This is a genomic window from Saccharopolyspora sp. (assembly GCF_017434145.1).
In the GTDB taxonomy this organism is placed as follows: domain Bacteria; phylum Actinomycetota; class Actinomycetes; order Mycobacteriales; family Pseudonocardiaceae; genus Saccharopolyspora_C; species Saccharopolyspora_C galaxeae.
Map to the genome: position 1 here is coordinate 1 of NZ_JAFRFW010000074.1, position 2,617 is coordinate 2,617.

The window sequence follows — 2,617 nt, forward strand, 5'->3', positions numbered from 1 at the left end:
ACGAGCCGACCAGCGCGCTGGACCCGCAACTGGTCGGCGAGGTGCTCGACGTCCTCGGCGACCTCGCCGGGGCGGGACTGACCATGATCGTGGTCACGCACGAGATCGGATTCGCCCGGCAGGCCGCGGACTCCGTGGTGTTCCTGGACCAGGGGCTGGTGGTCGAATCGGGTTCCGCGCGCGAAGTCCTCCAACGGCCCAAGCGAAGCCGGACTCGGGAATTCCTTGACCGAGTGCTGTGAAAGCACTTGGGTGGGGCCGCCGAGTTTTGCCCGCAGCCGCGGGAAAGCACGCAGTGATCGGCGCGATACGGCGCGTGCCGGGCGCGCCCGCGGCCGATCCGCGCGCTTTGGTTAGGCTCGGCTTGCCAAGTCGGGGACGACAGAGGAGTGCGGTGTGACTGAACGGACCGATCCGCGGACCGCGGTGCTGTTGCGGCGCTGGCTGGCCGAGACGCACACGCCGGTCGCCGATGGGCCGCTGAAGGTCACCATCGGGCCGTTGCGGTTCAGCACCGAGATCACCTACCGCTCGCCCACGGGTGCGCACGGCTTCGGTCCGATCCGCGTCGCGGACTCCGGTGCGCTCGCCGAGTCCGCTCTGCTGGCAGCGGCCTGTTCGGCGGACGCGCGCGGGCGCGCCACCGCGGACGCCCCGATCAACGCCGAGAGCAGCGGCACGCTGGTGGACTGGCTGCTGCAGGCCGTAGGCAACGGGGCGGTGGATCCGCTGGCGGGCGACCACGAGGTCGACGTGCTCGCAGACGGTGTGTCCTCGGCCGACGAGGCACGTCGCTGGCTGGCCACGCACGTGGAGGGCACGCTCACCCCCGCATTGCGCAACGTCGACGGAAAGGCCGACCTGGCCGACGTCACCGCGCGCCTGCTCAGCGCCCGGTCGCTGGCCGCGATCGGACGGTTCGGGCTGCGCGGCGTCGCCGACGAGCAGGAGCTGCTGGAGCTGCTGACCGCGGCGCTGACCGCGATCCGCGACACCTATCCGGAGACCGAGCGGATCGTGCGGCACTGGCTCACCAGCACCACGCTCACCGACTTCGCGGTGCTCAACGGGTCCGGGCTGCGCTACCGCAACGGCGACAGGGTCGAGGTGCGGCCGGTGCACCACGAGGTGCCGAACCCGTTGCGCGCCAAGGTGAACGACACCGACGTGCCGGGCGTGCCGATCCCGGAGCTGGGCGAGGGCTGGTCGTTGCGGCCGGTTCGGCTGGACTCCGACGATCCGGCGCTGGTGCACCGCTGGATGAACGCCGAGCACGTGGCGACCAACTGGAACCAGGCGTGGTCGTTGCGCCGCTGGACCGACGAGCTCGGCACCCAGCTGGCCGGTGAGCATTCGATGCCTTGCCTGGTCAGCCGGGACGGCCGGGAGGTCGCTTACGTCGAGCTGTACCGGGTGCTGCGGGACAAGCTTTCGGCCTGCTACCCGTTCGAGCCGAACGACCTGGGCGTGCACATCGCGATCGGGGAGTCCGACGCCGTCGGCCGCGGGCTCGGTTCGTCGCTGCTGGCTGCGGTGGCGCAGGGGTTGCTCGGCGCCGATCAGGACTGCCGCCGGGTGGTCGCCGAGCCGAATGTCCACAATGGAGCTTCGGTGGCTGCGTTCGGCAAGGGCGGGTTCGGTCGCGCTCGCGAAGTCGGTCTGCCCGGCAAGAACTCCGCGCTGATGATCCACCCGCGCTGATCGGCGGCGAGCGCGACCTCCGTTCCAAGGGGCCGGTCGAAGTCGGCGCTCGCTCCTCGTGCGCCGGCGATTGGGCCGAATGGAGCAGGTGCTGCGGGCCGCGCCCGCGGGCGTTGCGTCTGCGCAGGACTGAGAGGTAAAGCACGAGCCATACGTTCTGGTGCGCGGCGCGCGGGTGAAATAAGGTTAGCCTTACTTCGTCCGTGTGACCGTGGGGAGAACGATGCCGGAGCTTCCTGGCGCGTCGCTGCCGCTGTCCGCCGCGCAGGCGGGGATCTGGTTCGCGCAAGCGCTCGATGGCGCGAACCCGATCTACAACACCAGCGAGTACGTCGAGATCCACGGCCCGATCGACCCGGAGCTGTTCCGCGCGGCGCTGCGCACCGTCCTCGCCGAGGCGGACGCGCTGCGCCTGCGCGTGATCGACGACGCGGACGCCCCGCAGCAGGTGATCGAGCCGGCCTGGGACCCGCGGCTGCCGGTCGTCGACCTCACCGCCGAGTCCGGTCCGCGGGCTGCCGCGCTGCGCTGGATGCGCGCTGACCTGGCCGAACCGGTCGATCTCACGGTCGGCGGGCCGGACGGGCGGCTGTTCACCGCCGCGCTGTTCAAGCTCACCGACCGGCACTGGTTCTGGTACCAGCGGATTCACCACGTGGCCATCGACGGCTACGGCTTCTCGATCGTCATGCGCCGGGTCGCCGAGGTCTACAGCGCTCTCGCCGCTGGGCAGCCGGTCGGCGCGACCCCGTTCGAGCCGTTGAGCGCGCTGCTGGACGCCGAACGCGAATACCGCGAGTCGGCGAAGTTCGAGCGCGACGCCGAGTTCTGGCGCGAGCACCTCGCCGACGCCCCGGCCCCGGTCGGCCTCGCCGGCCGCAGCGGCCGCACCGCGCACACGTTCCTGCGGCGCAGC

Annotated in this window: 2 protein-coding genes and 1 pseudogene; all 3 read left to right on the forward strand. The window is 71.3% G+C overall.

Annotation, left to right across the window (positions count from 1 at the left end; all coding sequences use genetic code 11):
- Positions 1-242 (forward strand): annotated as a pseudogene (locus IJH84_RS01865) (ectoine/hydroxyectoine ABC transporter ATP-binding protein EhuA); the annotation flags it as partial.
- Positions 243-396: 154 nt separating this feature from the next.
- Positions 397-1,701, forward strand: a complete 1,305-nt coding sequence (locus IJH84_RS01870; RefSeq protein ID WP_295139524.1) for a GNAT family N-acetyltransferase — start codon at positions 397-399, stop codon at positions 1,699-1,701.
- A 223-nt stretch (positions 1,702-1,924) separates the two neighbouring features.
- Positions 1,925-2,617: condensation domain-containing protein (locus IJH84_RS01875; RefSeq protein ID WP_295139526.1), on the forward strand; the 693-nt coding region annotated here is incomplete at its 3' end.